We start from the raw sequence: 22,498 nt of genomic DNA, 5'->3' as shown, positions 1-22,498 counted from the left end.
CTTCATGCTTGTTCCCGGAAGGGGTTTGAACGGCCTTCATGAGGGTGAAGGACTCAGAGGTCCCTCCTAGCCCGTAGGGTGCAGAAACGTGAGAGCTATCCGCCGTTTTACCGTCCGCACCGTCCTGCCCGCGGAGCTGGCCGCCCTCGGCGAGCTCGTCCACAATCTCCGCTGGTCCTGGCACCCGGAGACGATGGACCTCTTCGCGGAGGTCGACGCCGCCCTGTGGGAGCAGGTCGGGCACGATCCCGTGGCGTTGCTCGGCGCCGTCACACCGGCCCGGCTGAGCGAGCTCGCGGCCGACCGGCGCTTCCTGCGCCGCCTCGCCGACGCCGCCGACGACCTGCGCGAATACATGACCTCGCCACGCTGGTACCAGACGCTGCCCGACAGCGCGCGGGCCATCGCCTACTTCTCGCCGGAGTACGGCATCGCCGCCGCGCTGCCCCAATACTCGGGCGGCCTCGGCATCCTGGCCGGAGACCACTTGAAGGCGGCCAGCGACCTCGGCGTGCCCATCCTGGCGGTCGGCCTGCTCTACCGCCACGGTTACTTCACTCAGTCGTTGTCGCCAGAGGGCTGGCAGCTGGAGCACTACCCGTCCCTCGACGCGGGCGGGCTGCCGCTGACCCTGCTGAAGGACGCCGAGGGCGCCCCCGTCAAGATCCGCATCGCCCTGCCCGACGAGCGCGTCCTGCACGCGCAGGTGTGGGTCGCGCAGGTCGGGCGGGTCCCGCTGCTGCTGCTCGACTCCGACGTGGCCGACAACGACGCCGCCGCCCGCGACGTCACCGACCGCCTCTACGGCGGCGGCACCGACCACCGGCTCATGCAGGAGCTGCTGCTCGGCGTCGGCGGCGTGCGCGCCATCAGGGCCTACTGCAAGATCACCGGCCATGCCGAGCCCGAGGTCTTCCACACCAACGAGGGCCACGCCGGCTTCCTCGGCCTCGAACGCATCCGCGAGCTCACCGAGGCCCGCCTGACGTTCGACGAGGCCCTTGAGGCCGTCCGCGCCGGCACCATCTTCACCACCCACACCCCCGTGCCCGCCGGCATCGACCGCTTCCCCGTCGACATGATCGAGCGGCACTTCGGCGGCGCCAACGCCTGGCCGACGGTCCCGGTCGAGCGCATCCTCGCACTGGGCGCCGAGGCCGACCCCGGCCGGTTCAACATGGCCGTCATGGGCATGCGCCTGGCCCAGCGGGTCAACGGGGTGTCCCAGCTCCACGGCGAGGTCAGCCGGGAGATGTTCAAAAATCTTTGGCCGGGATTCGACCTCGACGAGGTGCCGATCGGCTCCATCACCAACGGCGTGCACGCTCCCACCTGGGTGGGCAGGGAGCTCATGGAGCTGGCCGGGCGCGAGGTGCCCTCCCTCCTGGAGCGGGCCCGCGGCTGGGACGCCATCCAGAAGATCCCCGACGCCGACATCTGGGAGATCCGCGGCGTGCTGCGCCGCCGGCTCGTCGAGGGGGCCAGGGAGCGCCTGCGCCGGTCGTGGCGCGAGCGCGGCGCCTCCGACGCCGAGCTGGGCTGGATCGACGACGCCCTCGACCCCGGCGTGCTGACCATCGGGTTCGCCCGGCGGGTGCCGTCGTACAAGCGGCTGACGCTCATGCTGCGCGACCCCGAACGGCTCACCGAGCTGCTGCTCGACCCCGACAAGCCGGTCCAGATCGTCATCGCGGGCAAGGCGCACCCCGCCGACGAGGGCGGCAAGAAGCTCATCCAGCAGATCGTCAAGTTCGCCGACCGCGCCGACGTGCGGCACCGGATCGTGTTCCTGCCCGACTACGACATGGCGCTCGGCCAGCTCATGGTCCAGGGCTGCGACGTGTGGCTGAACAACCCGCTGCGCCCCCTGGAGGCGTCCGGCACGTCCGGCATGAAGTCCGCCCTGAACGGCGGGCTCAACCTGTCGATCCGCGACGGCTGGTGGGACGAGTGGTACGACGGCACCAACGGCTGGGCCATCCCCACCGCCGACGGCGTCAACGACCCCGACCGCCGCGACGAGCTGGAGGCCGCCGCCCTGTACGACCTCATCGAGCACGAGGTGTCCGACCGGTTCTACGACCGGGCCCTCGACGGGCTGCCTCGGCGCTGGCTGGAGATGGTCAAGCACACGCTCACCTCGCTCGGGCCGAAGGTCCTGGCCGGGCGCATGCTGCGCGACTACGTCGTCGACCTCTACAACCCGGCCGCCGCCTCCGCCCGCGCCCTCAGCGCCGACGCCTACGCCCCCGCCAAGACGTTCGCCGCCTGGCGGGTCCGGGTCACCAGGGCCTGGCCCGGCGTGCGGGTCGAGCACGTGGAGGCGGCCGGCGTGGGCGACACGCCGGAGGTCGGCGCCACCGCCGAGCTGCACGCCACCATCGCGCTGGGCGACCTGGAGGCCGACGACGTGCTGGTGGAGGCCGCGTACGGGAAGGTCGGGCCGCACGACGAGCTGGTGCACCCGTCTTACGCGAAGCTGACAGTGCGCTCGGTGGACGACGACGGCCGTGCCCACTACACGGGCACGGTCCCCCTCGACCGCACGGGCGCCTTCGGCTACACGGTCCGCGTAGTGCCCGCCCACCCCCTGCTCGCCACCCCGGCCGAGCTGGGCCTGATCGCCGTCCCGGAGGAGCCGGCGGGCATGACGAACGGAACGCTGCGCTAGCGCGGGCATGACGAACGAACCCCCTAGCCGGTACGGGCGGTCACAGTCGTGCGGCGGGAACCGGTGCGTGAGCTACGGCGAGCGCAGCGGGTCTCCGACACGCATGACGGCGGCCGCCCGTGGGGGTTCCCCAAAGCTTGTAAGGGGTGACCTGACCGTCGAGGACGGTCAGGTCACTTCGGAGGAGCGATCAGGGGGCGGGGGGAAGCGGAGACGGCGCGGATCGTGCGCAGGCGGCATAATCGGGGCGTGGACGACAGTGGGAACGGCCTGCGGGCCGACACTCTGGTGGCCACGGTCCGCGGTGTGCTGCCGTCCCTGACGCCTGCCGCCCAGACCGTCGCCCGCCTCATATTGGAGGACCCCGCGACGGTGGCCAGGAGCACCATCACGGAGCTTTCCGCCGCCTCGGGCACGAGCGAGGCCACGATCGTACGCACGGCGAGGCTGCTCGGCTTCGCCGGATATCCCCAGCTCAGGCTGGCTCTGGCGGCGGCGGCCGCGCAGCCCGACCGGCTGGTGCCGGGTGACCTGGCCCCCGACGACCCCCTGTCGGAGGTGATCCAGAAGGTGGCGCGGGCCGAGTCGGAGGCGATCAACGACACCGTCGCCCAGCTCACCTCCGAGCGGCTGGGCCTGGTCGTGGACGCGATCGTCGGCGCCCGGCGCATCGACGCGTTCGGGGTCGGCGCCTCCGGCCTGGTCGCCGAGGACGTCGCGCAGAAGCTGCTGCGCATCGGCCTGTCCAGTCACGCTTTCCAGGACGCGCACCTGGCGCTGACCAGCGCGGTGCTGCTGCGCGAGGGCGACGTCGCGATCGGCATCAGCACCTCGGGCGAGACCCCCGACGTGATCGAGCCGCTGACCCGGGCCAAGGAGGCCGGGGCCACGACGGTGGCGATCACGAACAATCCGCGGTCGTCCATCGCGGAGCTGGCCGAGCACGTGCTGATCTCGGCCGGGCGCGAGACGGAGTTCCGTCCCGGCGCCCTGGCCAGCCGGATCAGCCAGCTCCTCGTGGTCGACTGCGTGTTCGTCGGCGTCGCCCAGCGCACGTTCGACTCTTCTCAGCAGGCGCTGGCGAGCACCAGGCGCGCCGTCAACGAGTTCACCCGGAGAACGTCACCTGCACGTCGTCAGCCTTGACGAACATCACGCGGTGCCCGAACTGGATCTCCAGGTACTTCGTCCTGCCCCGGACCACCTTGTGGTCCTCCAGGTTGAAGGTGACCGCCCGGTAGTACTCGGTGGCGGCGGGGCCCGCGAGCGTGTACTTCTCTCCGGCGGAGAACGTGTACTGCAGCGGCGTCACCGCCTGGTACGGGATGCCCTCGGGGTAGGCCTCCTGCTCCGGGTACGCCCTGCCGTACACCGGGACGGTCGCCTTGCCCGGCTTCGGCGTCACGACGAGGCCCATCGACGGCACCGCGGTCGGCGCGCCGGCCGGGTTGTGGAACCACGCCTTCTGCCCCAGGTACCAGATGGCCGTCCAGTCGCCCTGGCGGTCGGCCACGGCGAAGCGCTGGCCGGTGGTGGCGCGGGCGCTGTGGTCGTACACGCTGTAGAGGGAGTCGCCGGTGGGGTGCTTGCCGATGTCCTTGACGAGCGGCGCGTCGGCGCGGGGCTCGGTGCGCAGCCAGACCGTGCTCGCCGGCAGCGGCGGGCAGGCGGCCTCCGGGTTCTTGCGGTCGCAGCCGTAGAAGTACGGCTTGTTCGTGGCGAAGTCCGGCTTGATCATGACGGAGCCGGCGCCCGGCCCGCCGAACTGGTGCAGCGGGGCGCCCATGAGCTGGAAGTAGTGCGCCCAGTCCCAGAACGGCCCGGGGTCCTCGTGCATGCCGCGCACGGTCGTCGGCAGGGTGCCGGGGACGTTGTCGTGGCCGAGGATGTGGGCGCGGTCCAGCGGCACGCCGTGCCTGAGCGCCAGGTAGCGGACCAGGCGGGCGCTCGACCGGTACATCGCCTCGGTGTACCAGGTGCCGCCCTCGGCGAGGAAGCCCTCGTGTTCGAGGCCGATGGACTTGGCGTTGATGTACCAGTTGCCGGCCTGCCAGCCGACGTCCTTGGTCTTGATGTGCTGGGCGATGTGGCCGTCGCTGGAGCGGATGGAGTAGTGCCAGCTCGCGCCGTAGTTCGGGTCCTGGTTGAGGCGGATGGAGGGCAGGAAGTATCCCTCCATGTCGTGGATGATGATGTAGTCGACTTTCTGGCTGAACGGGCGGTTCGCCAGGTCGTAGTGGCCGTAGTCGTCGTCAGGAAGCTGCTGGTAGGCGGCCGGGATCCACTCGCAGGAGATCGAGGCCGGGCACTCCACCCCGTCGGGGCGGGTGCGGCGCAGGCCCAGCTTCTCCAGCCACTTCTCGATCTTCTCCAGGCCGGGCACGGCCTTGAGCGCGACCTGCTCGCCGTCGTCGGTCGTGCGGGTGACGCCCTCCTCGATCACCGAGAAGACCTCGTCGGCGAAGAACTTGGCCGCGCCGGCCTCCTCGGCGCCCGAGTACCGGGCGACGGCGCCGTACCACTCGCCGGGGTCGTCGCTGAGCGGCGCGCCGAGCGCCTTCTGGTAGTCGGCCAGCAGCGCGGCGCCGCCGCGGATGTTCGCGGCGTCGTCCGCGCGCAGCTTCTCGCGGCTCTCCCCGGTCAGCTCGGCGGCCCGCTCCAGCGTGCGCAGCGAGGCGGGGACGTCGGCGGGGGCGGGCTGCTCCGTGGGCGCGGGCAGGGGCCGGCTCTCGTCGCCGCGAGCGTCCTCCTCACCCTCGTCGTGGTGGTTTCCTGCGGTGAACGCGGCCGCGTCGGTCAGGTGCATCGGCCCGAACCCGGCGTCGCTGGAGGGCTGCCCGGCGTGGGCGTCCCAGCGGGACTCCAGGTAGGAGACGCCGAGCAGCACGCTCTGCGGCACCTGGAACTCCTGCGCCGCCGCCGCGAACGCCTGCTGCCGGTCGGCGGGCTCCTGGGCGTGAGCGGCGCTGATATTGCTTAAGGGGAGTACGGCGACCAGGGAGATCGCCAGTAGTCTGCGCATGGACCACTCCTCGGGGCTGGGGGGCGCGTTGTGCAGTTCAGCGTCTCAACATTTTCCTTCGCAGGCGAGATCTTTGCGAAGATATTTTTCAGCCGTTAACGCTTCAGGATCCGCTGAGCGGCGTTTCAGCGGCCGTGCCAGGAGTGCCAGAGGGCCGCGTACGCTCCCCCTGCCGCGACCAGCTCGTCATGCGTTCCCAGCTCCGTGAGCCGCCCGTCCTGCATCACCGCCACCCGGTCCGCGTCGTGCGCCGTCTGCAGCCGGTGCGCGATGGCGATCACCGTGCGCCCCTGCAGCAGGGCGGCCAGGGCCCGTTCCGTGTGCCGGGCCGTGCGCGGGTCCAGCAGCGCCGTGGCCTCGTCGAGGATCAGCGTGTGCGGGTCGGCCAGCACCACGCGGGCCAGCGCCAGTTGCTGGGCCCGGGCGCCGTCCGGCCGGTGGGCGCCGTGTCCTAGGTCGGTGTCCAGCCCGTCGGGCAGGTCGTCCACCCAGTCCGCGCCCACCGCCGTCAGGGCCGCGCGCAGCTCGGCGTCGGAGGCCGAGGGGGCGGCGATCCGCAGGTTCTCGCGCACGGTGCCGAGGAACACGTGGTGCTCCTGCGTGACGAGCACGACCCGCTCGCGGAGCTGGGCCGGGTCGAGACCCGCCACGGGCACCCCGCCCACCGTGACCGAGCCCTCCCTCGGGACGTCCATCCCGGCCAGCAGCCTGCCCAGCGTGGTCTTGCCCGCCCCGGAGGGCCCGACGATCGCCAGCCGCTCGCCCGGCCGTACCCGCAGGTCCACCCCGCGCAGGACGTCGGGCCCGCCGTCGTAGGCGAAGCGCACCCCGGAGACCTCGATCCGGTCGTCGACCGGCACGGGGGAGACCCCGGCGGGCTGCTCGGCCATCGCCAGCCCCTCCACGCGGGCGAACGACGCGGAGCTGCTCTGCAGGAGTTCGAGCTGCTCCAGGATGGTGTTGAGCGGCTCGGAGAGCCGGCTCAGGTAGAGGGCGGCGGCCACCACCGTGCCCAGCGTCACCGGGCTCGGCTCGCGCATCAGCAGCGCGCCGCCGAGCAGCAGCACGGCGGTCACCGGCAGCACGTGCGAGACGTCCACCGCCGGGAACAGCACGCTGCGCAGGTTCAGGGTCTTGAGCCGGGTGCGGCGGCACTCCTCGATCGCCCGCCGGCAGGCTTCGAGCCGCCGCCGTTCGAGGCGCAGCGCCTCCATCGTGCGGGCGCCGCCCGTGGTCGAGGCCAGCTCCTCCGCCAGCGCCGAGTTCGCGGCGCCCTCCTCCAGGTACGCCGCCATCGCCCGCCGCAGGTACCACCGGGAGGCGAACCAGATCCCGATCAGGCTCAGCAGCCCGCACGCCCCCAGCAGGGGATCCAGCACGAAGACGGCCACCAGGACGAACAGCGCCCGCACGGCGGCGATGGCCACGTCCGGCCCGGCGTCCCGCAGCGTCGCCCCCACGGAGGCCACGTCGGTGGTGCCCCGGGTTGTCAGGTCACCGGTGCCGGCCCGCTCCACCGCCGACGACGGCAGCGCCAGCACCCGCTCGGTGAACCGCTCCCTGATTCGGGCCAGCGTCCGCTCCCCGAAGCGGTGGCCGACATAGCTCGCGTACCTGGACAGGAGCGTCTGGGCCACGGCACAGACGAGGATGGCCAGCGCCAGCCGATCCACCGTCGCCAGGGACGCGCCCGCCTTCACCTCGTCGATGATGCGGCCCAGCAGCCACGGCGCGGCCAGGCCCGCGATCGCGGCCAGGCCGTTGAGGGCGAGCATGCCCGCGAAGGCCCGGCCGTCCATCCGGATCAGGCGCCAAGCGGCCCGCCGGGTCGCCGCGGGCTCGGCGACGGGCAGGTGCCCGGTGGCGCTCACCGGACACCCCCTTCCGCCACGACCCCGCCGCGCGGCGCCTCGCCGTCGTCGCCCGTGTCGTCGCCCGTGTCGTCGTTCACGTCGTCATCCGCGTCATCCGCGTCATCCGCGTCATCCGCGTCATCCGCGTCATCCGCGTCATCCGCGTCATCCACGTCATCGGCGTCGTCGCCGGCGTCTCGCGCGACGAGCCGCCGGTAGCCCGGCTCGTCGCGCAGCAGGGCGTGGTGGCTGCCCGAGGCCGCCACCACGCCGTCCACCAGGTAGTGCACCGTGTCCGCGTGGTCCAGGACGAGCGGCGAGGTGGTGGTGACCGCCGTGGTGCGGCCGGCGCGGGCGGCACGCAGCCGGGCGGCCACCGTCGCCTCCGTGTGGGCGTCCAGGGCCGAGGTGGGCTCGGCGGCCAGCAGGACCTCCGGGTCGGCCAGCAGCGCCCGCGCCAGCCGGAGGCGCTGCCGCTGCCCGCCCGACAGGTTGCGGCCCTGCGCGGCGATGAGCGAGTCCAGCCCGTTCGGGAGCGCCTGCACGATGTCGTCGGCCATGGCCGCGTGGATCGCCCGCGCGACGGCCTCGTCCAACGAGTCCGCGTGGCCGGCGTCGGTCGCGTGCGACTCGGGTGGGGCGTCCAGGCGGCCCGCGACGACCGAGCGCACGGTGCCCGCGAACAGGTCGGCCTCGTTGTCGGCCATCAGGATGCGCTCGCGCAGCCGTACCGGGTCGATGTCGCGCAGCCGCATCCCGCCCCAGGTGGCGTCCGAGGTGGTGAAGCCGCCCAGGCGGTCCAGCACCGCCACGGCCTCCGACGGCCGGGCGCTGACCAGCGCGGTCAGCTTCCCGGGCGCGAGTTCGACGCCGGACGCCGGATCGCGCAAGGGGGCGGGCTGCGGGGGTGGGGCCTGGTCGCCGCCGGGCGTGTCGGGGGTGAGGGTCAGGAAGCGCACGACCCGGCGGGCGGCGACCAGGCCGCGGCCGATGTCGTAGCCGCCCTCGACGAAGAACGAGACGGGCACCACCAGCACGGCGGCGTACCCGTACACGGCGACGAGCTCCCCGACCGTGATGTCCCCCTGCACGGCCATCCGGGCCGCCAGCCACGTCACCGCGCCCAGGAACAGCGTGGGCAGCCCCACCCCGAGGGCGTGGATCCAGCTCGTCACGGCCCCGACCCGGTACCCCTGCTCCCGCAGCTCCTGGGATTCCCGCCGGTAGCGGGCGGCGTAGACGTCCTTGCCGCCGATGCCGTTCAGGATCCGCAGGCCGCCCGCGATGTCGGCGAAGCGGGCGGCGAGCTCGCCCTGCCGTAAGCGGTAGGCGGTCTCGGCGCCGCGCAGCCGGCCGAGCAGCGGGCCGAGCAGGACGACGAGCAGCGGCACGCCCAGCAGCACCACGGCGGCCAGCAGCGGGGAGACGGCCAGCAGCAGCACGGCGATCACGATGTAGGCGAGCACGGCGCCGACGCCCGGCCCGGTGGCGGTGAGCGTGCCGCTCATCATGGCGGCGTCACCGAACCCGATCGTGACCACCTCCCCGGCGCTCACCTTGCGCGGCAGCGCGGCGCCGAGGCGGGCCGCGTGGAGGGCCACCACCTGGACGGAGCGGAACGCGGCGTCCATGCGCACCCGGGTCATGGTCCGGTGGCGCATGATGGCCAGCCACGCGTTCAGCACGCCGGTGCCGAAGACGGCGGCGGCCCAGCCGGCGAGCACGGGCCAGCGTCGCGTGGCGAGGCCGTCGTCGATGGCGCGCGACAGGAAGTACGGGGGCAGCGTCAGGCAGACCATCCAGGCGGTCCCGAGGCAGGCGCCGGCCAGGACCCGGCGGCGCTGCCGGGTGACGAGCCACCACAGGTACCGTCCGGCGCTGCGGCACTCGGGGGTGCCCGGGCTCATCGTCGGATCCGCCATGTATCGCACCTTATTGAGCGGAGAGTCCGCTTCTTCGGGGAGGGCGCTTACGGCGCTTACGGCGGTTACGGCGGTTACGGCGGTTACGGCGCTTACGGGACGAGGACGACCTTGCCCGTGGTCTGCCGGGACTCCAGCGCGGCGTGGGCCGCGGCGGCCCGCGACAGCGGGAACGTCTGCACGTCCGGCACCAGCGTGCCCTCGGCCGCCGCCGCCAGCGCCCTGACCTCGTACTCCGGCCGCGTCTCCGGCTGGGCGATGAGCTGGAGCAGGGCGTTGGTGACGGTGAGGCCGCGCTCCCGCACCGTCTCGGGGTCGGGCGTGAAGTCGCCCTGGGAGGCGTTGCCGATGGTGACGTACCGGCCGCCGTCGGCCAGCAGGCCGAACGCCGCCCGCGCCTTGTCGCCGCCCACGCCGTCGAGCAGGGCGGTGACCTTCCTGCCGCCGAGCCAGGAGGCGACCTCCTCCGTCCAGGAGGGCGTGTCGTAGTCCACGGCGAAGTCGGCGCCCAGCTCGCGGACGGCCGCCACCTTGCCGGGGCCGCCGGCCGCGCCGATCACGGTGGCGCCGAGGCGGCGGGCGTACTGGATGATCAGCCGTCCGATGCCGCCCGCGGCGGAGGTGACGAGGAGCACGTCCGAGGGGGTGGGCTGGGCCACGTCGAGGAACTGCAGGGTGGTGACGCCGGTGACGATCATCGCCACGGCGGCCTCGTGGCCGAGACCGTCGGGCAGCCGGTGCACCCTGCCGACGTCGGCCACGGCCAGCTCGGCGTAGCCGCCCGGCTGTCCGCCGGCCGTCACGACGTCGCGCCCGATCCACTCCGGGTCCACGCCGGGGCCGACGGCGTCCACCCGGCCGGACACCTCGCCGCCGAAGATGGCCGGCAGCTCCGGCTGGGGCGGCAGCGAGTCGCTTGCCAGGCCGGCCCGCAGCATGGTCTCCACCAGGTGGACCCCGGCCGCCTTGACGGCGATGCGCACCTGGCCGGGGCCGGGCTCGGGGTCGGGGACGGTCTCGTAGCTGAGGTTCTCGGCGGGGCCGAAGGCGTGCAGGACGACGGCGTGCATGGTGTTGCTCCCGTAGGTCGGTGGATCCTACGAGGGGTGTCCTCCCGTAGGTCGTGCTCCCTACGAGGGTGCAACCTCAAGCATTCTTGAGGTCAAGTCGTCAGCCGATGTCGAGCACCGCCTTGCCGTGCAACCGGCCCTCGACCAGGGCGGCGACGGCCTCGTCCGCCCGCTGCCACGGGCCGCGCCACGAGATCCCCGGGTCGAGGTCGCCGGCGGCGACGCGGGCGGCCAGCCACGTCAGGTCGGGCACCAGGTCCCCGCCGTCGAGCAGGTAGAACGTGACGAGGGAGCGGTCGTGCCGCCCCTCGTTGCCGAAGAGCGCGCCGAACGGGAACGTCTCCGCCTCGCCCGTCCCGTGCCCGACGGCGACGAGCGTGCCGTGCGGCGCCAGCTTGTCGAACGCCGAGACAAGCTGCGGCCCGCCCACGTTGTCCACCACCCCGTCCACCAGGCCGCCGGCCTGCCCGGGGTGGGCGACCACCTCGTGGGCGCCGAGGGCCCGCAGGGTGTCGCCGTGCTCGGCGGGGTTGCCGGTCGAGGCGATGACGTGGGCGCCGGCCTGGCGGGCGAGCTGCACGGCGTACCGTCCGACGCCTCCCGTGGCGCCCGTCACCAGCACGCGCCTGCCCAGCAGCGGCCCGATGCGGCGCAGCGCGCGCAACGCGCTGGCGCCCGCCACCGGGACGGTGCTGATCGCGCCGAGGTTCGCGCCGGCGGGGACGACGCCCAGCGTCGAGGTGTCCACGGCGCGCAGCTCCGCCCACGCGCCGTCGAGGCCGACCGTGATCACGGGGGTGCCCGTGGCGGGACCCGAGCCGTCGGCGGCGGGCCGCTCGACCACGCCGGCGGCGTCCCAGCCGAGCACGGCGCCGTCGGCGGCGCTCTCGATGCCGTGCCTGACCTCGCCGAAGTTGAGCGAGGTGGCGTGGACGCGGACGAGGGCCTGGTGCGGCTCGGGCGCGGGGTCGGCGGTCTCGCCGAGGCGCAGGCCGGAGGGGTCGGAGTGGTCGATGAGCAGAGCACGCATGGGTTCGCGCCTTCCTTGAACGGGACAACGGCTCCTTTATGCCACCGAGTGGCATTCGCGTGCAAGTGGCGTTCGCCTCTCACGTACACTTCCTGCCATGACCACCGCATCGCCGCTGCGCGAGCGCAAGAAGCAGCGCACCAGGCAGGCACTGATCGACACCGCCCTGCACCTGTTCAGCAGCCGCGGCTTCGGCGGGGTGACGCTCGACGAGCTGTGCGAGGAGGTGGAGGTCTCCAAGCGCACGTTCTTCCGCTACTTCGCCGGCAAGGAGGACGTCGCCATGGCGCCACTGCACGACATGTGGCGCGCCTTCCTGGAGGAGCTGGAGACGATCCCCGCCGACGGGCGCCCGCTCATGGAGCTGATGGAGGCGACGCTGCTGGCCGCGCTGGAGCGGGTGGCGGACCCGGCGTGGGCCGGGCGGGCCGCGCTCAGCTACCGCCTGTCGCAGGAGACGTCCTCGATGGACGCCTACAACCTGCACTTCTGCGAGAGCACTCTAGGCACGGTGATGGAGGTGCTGCACCGGCGCCTCGACCTGCCCGACGACCCCCGCACGCGGCTCGCGGGGGACATGCTGGTGGCGGCGTGGCGGGTCGCGGCCGGCGGGTGGGCGGCCGAGGCGGGCGACCCGCCGTCCGTGCCGGACCTCGCGGCCCGCTTCCACGCCGCGGTCGCCGCCCTGCCCGGCAGCCTCACCCTCACCGCCGACCCACGTCCGGCAGACCGCTGAACCGCCGCCGGGGTGCGGGTCAGGGGCGGGCCTGGATCAGGGGACAAGCTTCAGGGACGGGCCCGGGTCAGGGGACGAGCTTCAGGGACGGGCGCCGGTCGGGCAGGCCGATCAGCTCTCGTACGCGCGCAATGGGCCAGGCCAGCTCCTGCGCCAGCGTGGCGGCGCTCAGCCCGCTCTCCCGCCCGGCCAGCTCGAACGCCCGCGCCAGCAGCACCGGCTGCTCGCCCGGATACCCGGAGACGGGCTCGTTGGTGAAACCCGGCTGGTCGCGCAGCGCGGCCAGCCGCTGGTAGGCGCGGCCGGCGGCGGAGTCGGACAGCAGCCCCGTCTCCCTGCACCGGTAGAGCAGCGAGTCGACCGACACCCCCCACGTGCGGCGCAGCTCGGCGAGCCGGCGCAGGTCGGCGCGCAGCGGGAGCTGCGGCAGGATGCTGTCGCGCGGCGTGAGGAACTCGGCGGCGAACGCGTCGGCCTCGCGCTCCTGCTGCGTGTCGCCCGCCGCCGTGTCGCCGTGCAGCACCAGGTGCCCCAGCTCGTGGGCGGCGGTGAAGCGGTGCCGGTAGATGTCGTCGAACCGGTTGGGCGTCAGCACCACGATCGGCCGGGGCAGGCTGGAGGTGGAGAAGGCGTCGACGGTGACCGCGTCGGGGTCGTGGCGGGGGAAGGCCACGACGATGCCGTGCGCCTCCATGCGGCGTACGAGGTGGCCGATGGGCCCGGTGCCCAGCCCCCAGTGGGCGCGCAGCGCGCGGGCCGCGCCGGCCGGGTCGCGCGGCAGGTCGGAGTGCATCTCGCCGCCCGCGAAGCCGGGCAGGTCGACGGCGGGGAGCTGGACGCGTTTCTCCAGCGCGTACGTCAGCTCCCACACCTGCTCGACGAAGGCCACGGCCTTGGCCCGCTGATAGGCGCGGGTGGAGCGCAGGCTGCGGAAGTGCGCCATGGAGCCGTCGAGCTTGCCGTGCGGGCGCCCCGGCAGGAAGAACGCCATCGGCACCGACAGCACCTCGGCCAGCCGCGGGATCAGGTCGGGGCGCGGCCGGGTGACGCCGGATTCGTACTGGCCGACGGCGGCGGGGGAGACGCCGAGGTGCTCGGCGACCTCCTTCTTGGTGAGCGCGGCCAGGTGGCGGGCCTGGGTGAGGCGGGTGGCGTCGAACGCGTCGGCGACGGCCTGCGGGCTCGGCCCGCCCGGGTCACGCGAAGGCCGCCGCCCGGTGCCGGAGTCACGCACCGCTGGCGGCTTCTGGCCCGAACGGCAGCGGCTCGGCGACCGGCGCCCCGAGCCTGGCGGCGCCCGTGCGCGGGTTGAGCTGCGGCGCGGGCGGCACGCCCTGGTCGAACGCGGCCGCCTCGCCCTCCCGCCCGGCCGGCACCGCGCTCTCCTGGACCAGCGGGATCTCCTCGCAGTGGTGCCAGCGCAGGCTGCCGGTGCGGTCGAGCAGCTCGGCCTCGCCCCACCAGGCGTCGAGCAGCCCGGAGTGGGCGTTGCAGGCGTAGGCGATGAGCACCAGCCGGGTGTCGTCGGGCAGCTCGCCCAGCGCCTCGGCGACCGGGACGGCGTGCGGTGCCACCTCGTGCAGCGCGAGCTGACGCATGCGCGGCTCGGGCCCGAACCGGTCGAACAGCGCCTGCACCAGCGCGGACGGCCGCCCGTCGCCGATGCGCGCGCTCATGACGTTGACCGAGCGGTCTTTGGCGTAGCGGAACGGGAACAGCAGCTTGCCGTCGAGCACCACCAGCTCGTGCTGCGAGCCGCCGGGCTTGATGATGCGCACGTCGCCGAGGTCTTCGAACGCTTCGGCCAGCGCCTCGAACTTGCGCGACATGAGCGTGAACCCGAACGGGTGCAAATGGTCGGTCTGCGCCACCTTCTGGGCATCGAGCGCATTCTCCAGCGCGACCGCCAGCGCCTCGGCCACACCCTGTCTGATCAGGGGAACCCGCTGCCCGAACGTCTCCTGGGCCCACTGGGACATGCGCATGCCCGACCTCCAGCCGCTTTACTTTCCAACATCATAGACCCGCTGAGGCTTCATGTTGCCCGCACGACACACCTGTTACGCGCCGCCCCCATGGACGCCTTCCACGAGTCCGGCGCCATACTCGGAGTCGCCGACCCCAACCCCAGGAAGAGGCCCGCGTGACCAAGTGGACGGTGAACTGCTCCATCCTCTACACCGGCCTGCCGCTGCTCGAACGCCCCGCCGCGGCGGCGGCCGACGGGTTCACGGCCGTGGAGTTCTGGTGGCCGTGGCCGGTGGCGGTGCCGGACGACCGCGACGTGGACGCGTTCGTCCGTTCGGTAGAGGACGCCGGGGTGCGGCTCACCGGGCTCAACTTCTTCGCCGGCGACATGCCCGGCGGCGACCGCGGCGTGGTGTCGTGGCCGGGCCGCTCCCGCGAGCTGCTGGACAACATCCCCGTCGTGGCGGCCATCGGCGAGCGGCTGGGCTGCCGCGCCTTCAACGCCCTGTACGGCAACCGCGTCGACGGGACCTCCCCCGAGGAACAGGACGAGCTGGCCGTCGAGATGCTGTCCGCCTGCGTGGCGGGCGTGGCGGGCGTGGCCGGCACGGTGCTGCTGGAGCCGGTCAGCGGCGCGCCGCGCTACCCGCTGCTGACGGCCGGCGACGCCGTGGCCGTGCTCGACCGCGTCCCCGGGGCAGGGCTGCTCGCCGACCTCTACCACCTGGCCGTCAACGGCGACGACGTGCCGGCCGCCATCGAGCGGTACGGGTCGCGCGTCGCCCACGTACAGATCGCCGACGCGCCCGGCAGGGGCGCGCCCGGAACCGGCGGGCTGCCGCTGCGGCAGTGGCTCGACGACCTGGAGGCCGCCGGCTACGACGGGTACGTCGGCCTCGAATACCTCGCGAAGGACCCGGACGCGTTCGCCTGGCTACCCAGGGATCAACGACTGTCCTCGTGACATTCACCGGATACCCGCAGGGCCGTGACCACCCACGCCCGGGGGCGGCGACCTTACCCCGACACGACACCACACGCACGGAAGGAACTTTGGACGTGACCGCCATCGCCTTCATCGGCCTCGGCATCATGGGCAGCCCCATGGCCGTCCACCTGGTCGAGGCCGGGCACGCCGTGACCGGCTACAACCGCACCCCCGAGAAGGCCCGGCCGCTGGTAGCGGCAGGCGGGCGGGCGGCGGAGTCGATCGCCGACGCCGTGACGGGCGCGGAGGTCGTGGCGCTCATGGTGCCGGACTCACCGGACGTCCAGGACGTACTGACCGGGCCGGACGGCGTCTTCGAGCACGCCGCACCCGGCACGCTGATCATCGACTTCTCCACGATCCGCCCGGACGTCACCCGCGAGCTGGCCGCCGAGGCGGGCCGACGGGGCCTGCGCTACCTCGACGCCCCAGTCTCGGGCGGCGAGGCGGGCGCGAGGAACGCGACCCTCTCGATCATGGTCGGCGGCGAGGCCGACGCGTTCGAGGCCGCCAGGCCGGTCTTCGACGCGGTCGGCAGGACCGTCGTGCACGTCGGGCCCAGCGGCTCCGGCCAGACGGTCAAGGCGGCCAACCAGCTCATCGTGGCGGCCAACATCGAGGCGCTGGCGGAGGCGGTGGTGTTCCTGCGGGCGTACGGGGTGGATCTGGAGGCGGCGCTCGACGTGCTCGGCGGCGGCCTGGCGGGCTCGGCCGTCCTCACGCAGAAGCGCGCCAACCTGACCGGGCACTCCTTCGAGCCCGGCTTCCGCCTCGCACTCCACCACAAGGACCTGGGCATCGTCACCTCGGCCGCCCGCGAGGCCGGGGTCGTGCTGCCGCTCGGCGCCCTGGTGGCCCAGCTCGTGGCGTCGGCGAACGCGGCCGGCGACGGCGCCCTCGACCACTCGGCCCTCCTGCGGGTCGTCGAACGCCTCTCAGGCACCTCCCCGTCAAGCTGACCCCACCATCGTCACTCTAAGTGACAATCGATGCGGGTCTCCGATTACTCACCGTAACCGAAGCTGTAGTCGTGGGCCATGTTCTCCATGCGATCATGGCCCGCCCGCACGGCGAGCGCCGCGACGGCGTCCCTCCTGGCCCTCACCCTGCCTCTCGGCCTCGCCCCCGCGGCAGGCGCGAACGCCGCCTCTCCCGCCGAACTCCCGCCCACCCTCTCCGCCCCCGCCGCCCACGCCCAGCTCCACCAGCTCGCCACCGCCGAGCCCCGCCCGATGACCGGCTACAGCCGCGCCCGCTTCCCCCACTGGGTCCAGCAGGGCCACGCCTGCGACACCCGCGAGACCGTCCTCGCCCGCGACGGCGAGGACGTCAAACAGGACGAGAACTGCCGCGCCATCAGCGGCACCTGGCACAGCGTGTACGACGGCAAGGACTTCACCAGCGCCTCCGACCTCGACATCGACCACATGGTGCCCCTCGCCCAGGCGTGGCGCTCGGGCGCCGACGCATGGACCGACGCCCAGCGCCGCCGGTTCGCCAACGACCTCGAAGGCCCCCAGCTCATCGCCGTCTCCGCCGCCTCCAACCGCTCCAAGGGCGACCAGTCACCCGACCAGTGGAAGCCGCCGCTGCGGTCGTACTGGTGCACGTACAGCCGCGCCTGGATCGACATCAAGTCCCGCTACGACCTCACCGTCACCGCCCCCGAACGCGACGCCCTCGAAGAAATGATCGCCACCTGCTACGGATCCACCGGCGCCTAAGTGACCCCCGAAATTTACGAGACCACCGTTCTCGCCGGCCCCGGCGGAGTGATGACCGAGGACGTCGGCATCATCACCGGTGAACTGACGGTCCGCACCGTCGTGGCCGGCGACCAGGTCTCGGTACGGGTCCAGTACCTGAACGCCGACGAGTGGTACGAGCTAGAGGGCAGCCCCCTACCTCCACCCACGACCTCCGGCCCCGACCTCCGCGAGAAAATCGTCCAAGCGATCCGCCACGGCCTCGAAAGGGGGCCTGTCCCTAACCGGTGATGCGCCGCACCAGTTCCTCGCCCGTCAGCGCCACCCCCGGCGGGGCAGGGGTGGGGTGGGTGCGCATGCCGGCGAGGACCAGGCGGGCGGCCCGCTCCCGCAGTTCCTCGCCCACCCCCGCGGGCACCGTGGGCAGGCCGCGCACGACCAGCCCGACGATGCCCACCACGTCGCCCGCACCGACGTCCGGACGCAGCGCACCTTCACCGTGCCCAGCCCGGACGATCTCTTCGAGCACCCCCAGCAGGCGTTCGCGAGCCGAGCGGGACACCCCCGCGCCCTCGACCGCCGCGAGCGGATCCAGCCCCTGCCCGGCGCAGCCCGTCACGAACCGGCTGAGCGCGTCGAAGGCCCAGGTCTCTTCCGACTGGGCCTCCTCCGCCAGCGCGATCATGCGATTCACCTGGTCGGACAGTGCGGCCTCCTGGTCTGCTCCGGTCTGCGCGGTCAGATGGCCCGGCGCGCTCATGTGGTCAGCCGCCTTCCTCTGCTCGGATGCTCGGACATCGGCTTGCTCACAGCAGCCTAACCCGGGCTGTGCGAAGGGGGCTTACCGCAGGTCAGGGCGGCTGGGCGGGAACTGTCGGTGCCGTCGGGTTCAACGGCCCGCATGGAAGCACCGACGCGCGAGGGCCCGTTCTGGCACGTGCTGGCGGGCCGGCGGCCGCCGCCTCCCGCCGCCGCCACGCTCGGGCCGGCGCTGGTCGCGACGCTGCCGCCCGGGCAGTTCGCGCCGACGCTCGACCTGCACGTCCAGTTTCTCCGCCCGGCGCGTCCCGGCCGGTTAGTGGGGCGGGGCAGGGTGGTGCGGCGGGGGCGTCAGGTGTGCTTCATGTCCGGTGAGCTGCTCGGCCCCGACGGCGAGTCCGTCGCCGTGGCCACCGCGACCGCCCACCTTCAGACGCTCGATCGAGCCTGAGCGGGGCGGCGTGCCGGAGACGGTGGGATGCGCCGCCTGTGCCCTATCTCGGCCTGACCCGACGCCTGAGCCCGTCCCGGCCCGATCCGACGATCGCCGCTGCGGGCATGGATCCGGTCCGCCGCGCAGGTACGGGGAGGCCATGACCTGAGCCTGGGCAGGGGAGCTCCTGACCTGCGTCTGGGTACGGGCAGGTCATGACGCACATCATCGATCGCGAGGCCGTGCACGACCTGCTGGCCACCCGGCAGGCGCAGCTCGTCGAGGTGCTGCCGGAGCGCGAGTACGAGTGGGCCCACCTCCCCGGGGCCGTCAACCTGCCGCTGGGCCGCCTCGACGGCGCGCCGCCGCCGCTGGAGCGGGGGCGGCCGGTCATCGTGTACTGCCACGACTGGCTCTGCGACCTGAGCCCGCGGGCGGCGCACCGGCTGGAACGGCTGGGCTTCGGCGAGGTGTACGACTACGGGGTGGGCAAGATGGACTGGCTGTCCGCCGACCTGCCGTACGACGGCCATGCCGCCCTGGTGTCGAGAAACCTGCGCAGAGACCCGGTGACCGCCTCCCTCGACGATGCTCTGGACACGCTGACCGAGCGCATCATCGCCGACCCGGCCGGGATGGCCGTCGTGGTGGACGGGGACGACGTCGTCCAGGGCGTGATCGGCTCCCGCGAGCTCAAGGGCGCCGACCTCGACGGCACGGCCGAGCGCGTCATGCGGGTCGGCGCCACCACCGTACGCCCGAGCGAGGAGGTCGGCCCGCTGGTCGAGCGCATGGACCGGGCGAAGGTCGACCACGTGGTGGTCACCCAGGTGGACGGCACACTGGTGGGCCTGTTCGGCCTCGGCGACACCCGCCCACCCGAGAACGACTCAGACCAGGGCTGACCCGCCCCGGCCCACCCTCGGAGGTGCACGGCCCAGGGCCGGCAGCGGCCGATGACCGTGCTCAAGGCACCGTCCTCAAGGACCGTGCTCAAGGACGGCGTTCGGCCTCGGAGCCGATCGCCCAGGCCGGCGCCTGTGATCGCATGCCGGGGCTCCCAGCGCGGCGGTCGAGGCCGAGCGTCCGGTGTCCGGTGTCCGGCGTCCGGCGTCCGGTGTGCCCAGGTAGGGCAGGCTGTCCGGGTTCGGGTTCGGGTCCGGGTTCGGCGGCCGAGGCCGAGCGTCCGGCGTCCCGGCGTGTGCCCGGCGGGGCGTCCAGGTAGGGCGGGGCGCCAGGGTTCACGTCACGCGGTCGAGGCGGAACGTCGGGTGTCCCGGGGTGCCCGGCTGGGCGTCCAGGGACTTGTCGTCGAGGATCGGCACCGCCTCCTCGGCGACGAACACGCGTACATCCTCCTTCTCCACCACCTGGTCACCGGCCTGCGGCGTGCTCGCGAGCGCGACCTCCAGCGTGCCCGCCTCGTCGGGCTTGGGGGAGATGCGCAGGCCCGCGTCGGCGGGTACGTCCTCCCCGACCATGAGGTCACGGATGGCCTCCACGGCGTTGTCGGTCAATGTCAGCACGACCTGCTCCTTCACTAGCTCGAGACCTCCGCCTCCCCCTCGTCCACGAGCCCAAACACCACCCCGGCATGCCGGACCGAGCTGCGGGTAGGCGCAGCGGCATGGCCAAGAACGGTGCAGGCGAAGAGGACGCGGCCGTGCTGGGTGTGCTGCTCGACCGCTACGGGCGTACGTATGCGGCGGAGGCCGGCATCAAGCTGGCCGACCAGCCGAAGCCGCTCTACCAGCTGCTGGTCCTGGCCACCCTGCTCAGCGCGCGCATCTCGGCGGAGGTGGCGGTGGCGGCGGCGAAGGAGCTGTTCGCGGCGGGGTACGGCACGCCGAAGGGCATGCGTGAGGCGAGCTGGCAGGACCGGGTGGACGCGCTGGGCCGCGGCCACTACCGCCGCTACGACGAGCGCACCGCCACGATGCTCGGCGACGGCGCCGCCCTGGCGATGGACCGCTGGAAGGGCGACCTGCGCCGCCTGCGCGACGAGGCGGGGGGTGACGAGCGGCGGATCGCGGACCTGCTGATGGAGTTCCCCGGCATCGGGCCGACGGGGGCCGACATCTTCCTGCGCGAGGTGCAGGCCGTCTGGCCGCAGGTCGCGCCGCACCTCGACCGTCGGGTGCTGGACGGCGCCGCCAAGCTCGGGCTGCCCCGCCAGGCCGGCCCGCTCGCGGAGCTGGCGCACTCCGGCGCGGAGCTGGCCCGCCTGTCGGCCGCCCTCGTGCGGGTCTCGCGCAGCAAGAAGTCGGTGGACGCGGTCAGATCCGCGGCGGCGGGCCGGTGAGCACCTGTTAGGTTCGATCACATGGGTGAGTTTGTGAGCGTCGAGGTGGCCGACCAGATCGCCACGATCCGTCTCGACCGTCCGAAGATGAACGCCCTCAACGGCCAGGCCCAGCGGGAGCTGGCCGAGGCGGCCGGCCTCGTGGACGCCGACCCGCAGGTGCAGGCGGTCATCCTGTACGGCGGGCCGCGGGTGTTCGCCGCCGGCGTGGACATCAAGGAGATGGCCGACATGTCGTACGCCGACATGGCCGCTCACTCCGGCACCCTCCAAGCCTGCTTCACCGCCGTCGCGAAGATCGGCAAGCCCGTCATCGCCGCGATCACCGGCTACGCCCTCGGCGGCGGCTGCGAGCTCGCGCTCTGCGCCGACTTCAGGGTCGCGGGAGAGTCGGCCAAGCTGGGGCAGCCGGAGATCCAGCTCGGCATCATCCCCGGCGCCGGCGGCACCCAGCGGCTGCCCCGCCTCGTCGGGCCGGCCCGGGCCAAGGACCTCATCTACACCGGACGGCACGTGGCCGCCGCCGAGGCGCTGGCCATCGGGCTGGTGGATCGGGTGGTGCCCGACGAGCAGGTCTACACCGCCGCCCTCGAATGGGCGGCCACCTTCGTGGGCGGGCCCGGGGTGGCGTTGCGGGCCGCCAAGCAGGCCGTGGACCGAGGGCTGGAGACGGACCTGGACACGGGGCTGGAGATCGAGCGGCTGCAGTTCTCCGGGTTGTTCGCCACGGAGGATGCCAAGATCGGGTTGCGGGCGTTCGCGGAGAAGTCCAAGCCCAAGTTCACCGGCCGGTAGCCCTGGGCGCGCCGCCGCCGCGCCCCTCATCCGCCGTACTCCGGTGCTGTCCTTTTGAGGGAGGAAAAGTACGGCGGCCCGCCGCACTGAGGAGTACGACGGCCCGCCGCCCTCCGCCGCCTTCCGCTGCCCAAGGGACGATGCCTTGGCGCCGCCGTTCCAGGGGCCGCGAGGGCGAGGCGGTGACTTCCCGTGCCCCAGCGCGCGGTGGCAGGGACGGTGCCGGTCATGCGTCAAAGCGCGCGAGAGTGGGCGGCCGCTCACGCATCCCAACGCGACAGGGACGGGATGGTTAGACGAAGAGTTCGTCGATGGTGAGGGCGGTGGCGGCGCGGTGGGCCCACTCGTCGAGCTGTTCCTGGTCGGCGCATGACGTGATGGCCGTCAGCGCGTCGTCCGTGATGGTGACGCCGCGCGCCCGCAGCACCGCCAGGACGGCCCGGGCCTTGCCTTCCGAGAGGCCGGCGAAGCGGCCCCTGGTGTAGTGCTCGCGGGCGAACGGGCTGTAGACCGGCCACGTGGTGGACGCCATGGTCTCCTCCAGGACGCGCCGGACGTCGGTGGACGCCAGGCGGTAGGCGTACTCGTAGTAGCGGGCCCCGTGGCTTTCCTCCGCTTTGGCCAGCGCGTCCAGGAACGTGCCGACGACGGCCTCGTCGTCCCCGTGGGACAGGACGGACAGGACGGCGAGTTCCAGGCATTCGGCGGCCTGCGCGGGGTCGGAGATGGGCGGCACCTGGTCGGGGCCGATGACGAGCGGGTGCAGGACGTACCCGGGCAGGCTGGTGACGACGGGCTGGGCCGCCCAGTCGCAGATGCCGGCGTCGGGGGCGAGGACGAGCACGAGCACGGGGCGCCTGAGCAGCAGCCAGAGGGCGGCGCTGCGGCGCGCCCAGCCCTGCCGGTCCTCCTCGGAGACGGTGTGCTGCAGCTCCACGATGACGCCGTGCGCGGCCTGGCGCCAGGCGGCCGGCGCCGGCGTGGCGGGGCCGTGCGGGGCCACCTCGACGAGGGTGTCGGAGGGCAGATCGATGTCGAACACGTCGCAGAGCAGGTCGACGGCGAGGGAGGGCCGGTTCCGAAACAAGGCGTTCAACGCCTCATGCACGGAGGAGGGCATGTCGCGGAACGTTAGCAGCCATGTACGTGGCGTGCCCACGCATTGGGCGAATCGGGCCTAACGAATCGGCCTGGAGCACCCGGTGCAACGAGAAGTCAACGCATTCGGTCAGGGTCGTCCGTT

At 73.1% G+C, this 22,498-nt stretch carries 21 protein-coding genes; 11 read left to right on the top strand and 10 right to left on the bottom strand.

Annotation, left to right across the window (positions count from 1 at the left end; translation table 11 throughout):
* Window positions 1-88: 88 nt before the first annotated feature.
* Window positions 89-2,671 carry an alpha-glucan family phosphorylase gene (gene glgP, locus HCN51_RS12505; protein ID WP_168009836.1) on the top strand — a complete coding sequence of 861 codons (2,583 nt, stop codon included), beginning with the start codon at window positions 89-91 and terminating at the stop codon, window positions 2,669-2,671.
* A 249-nt stretch (window positions 2,672-2,920) separates the two neighbouring features.
* On the top strand, window positions 2,921-3,817 hold the full coding sequence (locus HCN51_RS12500; RefSeq protein ID WP_080045437.1) for a MurR/RpiR family transcriptional regulator: 897 nt from the start codon (window positions 2,921-2,923) through the stop codon (window positions 3,815-3,817).
* Here HCN51_RS12500 and HCN51_RS12495 read toward each other — a convergent pair.
* From HCN51_RS12495 to HCN51_RS12475, 5 genes are all read right to left on the bottom strand, one after another.
* Window positions 3,780-5,693 carry an N-acetylmuramoyl-L-alanine amidase gene (locus HCN51_RS12495; protein ID WP_168009835.1) on the bottom strand — a complete coding sequence of 638 codons (1,914 nt, stop codon included), beginning with the start codon at window positions 5,691-5,693 and terminating at the stop codon, window positions 3,780-3,782. The two genes, HCN51_RS12500 and HCN51_RS12495, sit on opposite strands and share 38 nt — an antisense overlap.
* Before the next feature lie 125 nt (window positions 5,694-5,818).
* The gene (locus tag HCN51_RS12490; protein WP_346433620.1) at window positions 5,819-7,564 is read right to left on the bottom strand and encodes an ABC transporter ATP-binding protein; all 1,746 of its coding nucleotides are present in this window, start codon (window positions 7,562-7,564) and stop codon (window positions 5,819-5,821) included.
* Complete coding sequence (locus tag HCN51_RS12485) at window positions 7,561-9,468, bottom strand: ABC transporter transmembrane domain-containing protein (protein WP_168009834.1); 1,908 nt, start codon at window positions 9,466-9,468, stop codon at window positions 7,561-7,563. The genes HCN51_RS12490 and HCN51_RS12485 overlap by 4 nt, the downstream gene beginning before the upstream one ends.
* Before the next feature lie 92 nt (window positions 9,469-9,560).
* Complete coding sequence (locus HCN51_RS12480; protein ID WP_168009833.1) at window positions 9,561-10,538, bottom strand: zinc-binding dehydrogenase; 978 nt, start codon at window positions 10,536-10,538, stop codon at window positions 9,561-9,563.
* 100 nt (window positions 10,539-10,638) lie between these two features.
* Window positions 10,639-11,568, bottom strand: coding sequence for a zinc-binding dehydrogenase (locus HCN51_RS12475; protein WP_168009832.1), 930 nt, complete (start codon window positions 11,566-11,568; stop codon window positions 10,639-10,641).
* Window positions 11,569-11,665: 97 nt separating this feature from the next.
* Here HCN51_RS12475 and HCN51_RS12470 point away from each other — a divergent pair, with 97 nt between their 5' ends.
* Window positions 11,666-12,304, top strand: coding sequence for a TetR/AcrR family transcriptional regulator (locus HCN51_RS12470; RefSeq protein ID WP_168009831.1), 639 nt, complete (start codon window positions 11,666-11,668; stop codon window positions 12,302-12,304).
* A gap of 67 nt (window positions 12,305-12,371) precedes the next feature.
* Here the strand turns inward: HCN51_RS12470 and HCN51_RS62225 are convergent, their stop codons facing one another.
* Both HCN51_RS62225 and HCN51_RS12460 read right to left on the bottom strand, forming a co-directional pair.
* On the bottom strand, window positions 12,372-13,538 hold the full coding sequence (locus tag HCN51_RS62225) for a helix-turn-helix domain-containing protein (RefSeq protein ID WP_080045443.1): 1,167 nt from the start codon (window positions 13,536-13,538) through the stop codon (window positions 12,372-12,374).
* Window positions 13,531-14,289, bottom strand: a complete 759-nt coding sequence (locus HCN51_RS12460; RefSeq protein WP_080045444.1) for a hypothetical protein — start codon at window positions 14,287-14,289, stop codon at window positions 13,531-13,533. The genes HCN51_RS62225 and HCN51_RS12460 overlap by 8 nt, the downstream gene beginning before the upstream one ends.
* Before the next feature lie 158 nt (window positions 14,290-14,447).
* On the opposite strand from HCN51_RS12460, the gene HCN51_RS12455 reads away from it, so the two are divergent.
* From HCN51_RS12455 to HCN51_RS12440, 4 genes are all read left to right on the top strand, one after another.
* Entirely contained in the window at window positions 14,448-15,236 is a 789-nt protein-coding gene (locus HCN51_RS12455; RefSeq protein WP_168009830.1) for a TIM barrel protein, read from the top strand.
* A gap of 89 nt (window positions 15,237-15,325) precedes the next feature.
* Complete coding sequence (locus HCN51_RS12450) at window positions 15,326-16,219, top strand: 2-hydroxy-3-oxopropionate reductase (protein WP_206066901.1); 894 nt, start codon at window positions 15,326-15,328, stop codon at window positions 16,217-16,219.
* An 87-nt stretch (window positions 16,220-16,306) separates the two neighbouring features.
* Window positions 16,307-16,984: an HNH endonuclease family protein gene (locus tag HCN51_RS12445; RefSeq protein ID WP_168009828.1), complete on the top strand. Its 678-nt coding sequence runs from the start codon at window positions 16,307-16,309 to the stop codon at window positions 16,982-16,984.
* A 51-nt stretch (window positions 16,985-17,035) separates the two neighbouring features.
* Window positions 17,036-17,257: a hypothetical protein gene (locus HCN51_RS12440; RefSeq protein WP_168009827.1), complete on the top strand. Its 222-nt coding sequence runs from the start codon at window positions 17,036-17,038 to the stop codon at window positions 17,255-17,257.
* On the opposite strand, the gene HCN51_RS12435 is transcribed toward HCN51_RS12440, so the two are convergent.
* Entirely contained in the window at window positions 17,247-17,726 is a 480-nt protein-coding gene (locus HCN51_RS12435; RefSeq protein ID WP_168009826.1) for a hypothetical protein, read from the bottom strand. The genes HCN51_RS12440 and HCN51_RS12435 overlap by 11 nt on opposite strands.
* Before the next feature lie 141 nt (window positions 17,727-17,867).
* On the opposite strand from HCN51_RS12435, the gene HCN51_RS12430 reads away from it, so the two are divergent.
* Complete coding sequence (locus HCN51_RS12430; RefSeq protein WP_168009825.1) at window positions 17,868-18,176, top strand: hotdog domain-containing protein; 309 nt, start codon at window positions 17,868-17,870, stop codon at window positions 18,174-18,176.
* Window positions 18,177-18,373: 197 nt separating this feature from the next.
* Window positions 18,374-19,063 carry a rhodanese-like domain-containing protein gene (locus tag HCN51_RS12425; RefSeq protein ID WP_168009824.1) on the top strand — a complete coding sequence of 230 codons (690 nt, stop codon included), beginning with the start codon at window positions 18,374-18,376 and terminating at the stop codon, window positions 19,061-19,063.
* Window positions 19,064-19,399: 336 nt separating this feature from the next.
* Here HCN51_RS12425 and HCN51_RS12420 read toward each other — a convergent pair whose 3' ends face one another.
* Entirely contained in the window at window positions 19,400-19,684 is a 285-nt protein-coding gene (locus tag HCN51_RS12420; protein ID WP_155129157.1) for a HesB/IscA family protein, read from the bottom strand.
* A 101-nt stretch (window positions 19,685-19,785) separates the two neighbouring features.
* On the opposite strand from HCN51_RS12420, the gene HCN51_RS12415 reads away from it, so the two are divergent.
* Both HCN51_RS12415 and HCN51_RS12410 read left to right on the top strand, forming a co-directional pair.
* Entirely contained in the window at window positions 19,786-20,460 is a 675-nt protein-coding gene (locus HCN51_RS12415) for a hypothetical protein (protein ID WP_168009823.1), read from the top strand.
* 21 nt (window positions 20,461-20,481) lie between these two features.
* Window positions 20,482-21,255 (top strand): enoyl-CoA hydratase/isomerase family protein, encoded by a 774-nt coding sequence (locus HCN51_RS12410; protein WP_168009822.1) that lies wholly within the window; start codon window positions 20,482-20,484, stop codon window positions 21,253-21,255.
* Between the two features lie 292 nt (window positions 21,256-21,547).
* Here HCN51_RS12410 and HCN51_RS12405 read toward each other — a convergent pair whose 3' ends face one another.
* Window positions 21,548-22,375, bottom strand: coding sequence for a hypothetical protein (locus tag HCN51_RS12405; RefSeq protein WP_168009821.1), 828 nt, complete (start codon window positions 22,373-22,375; stop codon window positions 21,548-21,550).
* Window positions 22,376-22,498 lie beyond the last annotated feature (123 nt).

The sequence above is a fragment of the Nonomuraea composti genome (genome assembly GCF_012034275.1).
Taxonomy (GTDB): domain Bacteria; phylum Actinomycetota; class Actinomycetes; order Streptosporangiales; family Streptosporangiaceae; genus Nonomuraea; species Nonomuraea composti.
Note: the sequence above shows the minus strand (reverse complement) of the source record. Positions and strands in the feature narration are given on the sequence as shown.

Coding starts and splice junctions, on each gene's coding strand:
- HCN51_RS12495 (WP_168009835.1), bottom strand. CDS start 5,693: ATGCGCAGACTACTGGCGATCTCCCTGGTCGCCGTACTCCCCTTAAGC.
- HCN51_RS12485 (WP_168009834.1), bottom strand. CDS start 9,468: ATGGCGGATCCGACGATGAGCCCGGGCACCCCCGAGTGCCGCAGCGCC.
- HCN51_RS12480 (WP_168009833.1), bottom strand. CDS start 10,538: ATGCACGCCGTCGTCCTGCACGCCTTCGGCCCCGCCGAGAACCTCAGC.
- HCN51_RS12475 (WP_168009832.1), bottom strand. CDS start 11,568: ATGCGTGCTCTGCTCATCGACCACTCCGACCCCTCCGGCCTGCGCCTC.
- HCN51_RS12470 (WP_168009831.1), top strand. CDS start 11,666: ATGACCACCGCATCGCCGCTGCGCGAGCGCAAGAAGCAGCGCACCAGG.
- HCN51_RS12460 (WP_080045444.1), bottom strand. CDS start 14,289: ATGCGCATGTCCCAGTGGGCCCAGGAGACGTTCGGGCAGCGGGTTCCC.
- HCN51_RS12445 (WP_168009828.1), top strand. CDS start 16,307: ATGCGATCATGGCCCGCCCGCACGGCGAGCGCCGCGACGGCGTCCCTC.
- HCN51_RS12440 (WP_168009827.1), top strand. CDS start 17,036: ATGACCGAGGACGTCGGCATCATCACCGGTGAACTGACGGTCCGCACC.
- HCN51_RS12435 (WP_168009826.1), bottom strand. CDS start 17,726: ATGAGCGCGCCGGGCCATCTGACCGCGCAGACCGGAGCAGACCAGGAG.
- HCN51_RS12430 (WP_168009825.1), top strand. CDS start 17,868: ATGGAAGCACCGACGCGCGAGGGCCCGTTCTGGCACGTGCTGGCGGGC.
- HCN51_RS12425 (WP_168009824.1), top strand. CDS start 18,374: ATGACGCACATCATCGATCGCGAGGCCGTGCACGACCTGCTGGCCACC.
- HCN51_RS12415 (WP_168009823.1), top strand. CDS start 19,786: ATGGCCAAGAACGGTGCAGGCGAAGAGGACGCGGCCGTGCTGGGTGTG.
- HCN51_RS12410 (WP_168009822.1), top strand. CDS start 20,482: ATGGGTGAGTTTGTGAGCGTCGAGGTGGCCGACCAGATCGCCACGATC.
- HCN51_RS12405 (WP_168009821.1), bottom strand. CDS start 22,375: ATGCCCTCCTCCGTGCATGAGGCGTTGAACGCCTTGTTTCGGAACCGG.